Below are 284 nucleotides of genomic sequence, written 5' to 3' on the forward strand. Positions count from 1 at the left end.
CTTTTCATGTATCTTGATAGTTTATTTATCATTATTTCTGTGTGTGAGTTTAATTTTTCTTTAAGGTTCTTGTATTCTTCTTTGCTTAACCTTACATTTTTGAATTCTCCATAAAAGATGGGGGTGGACTGTTCTTCTCTCCCCTTATCTATACTAACCTTATCTAATCTACCCTTATCTATACTGGGTTGACCACTTGACAACCTTTGGTTAACCAGATGACAACCAACTTTTTCTTCTGAAATATATGCTCCATTTTCCGTCTGATAAAGCTGTTGTTTCTG

Annotated in this window: 1 pseudogene; it reads right to left on the reverse strand. The window is 33.8% G+C overall.

The features are described 5' to 3' along the window. Positions 1 to 284, reverse strand: a pseudogene (locus tag HMPREF2782_RS03070) (replisome organizer); the annotation flags it as partial.

This window comes from Anaerococcus sp. HMSC068A02, from assembly GCF_001811125.1.
Taxonomy (GTDB): Bacteria; Bacillota; Clostridia; order Tissierellales; family Peptoniphilaceae; genus Anaerococcus; species Anaerococcus vaginalis_C.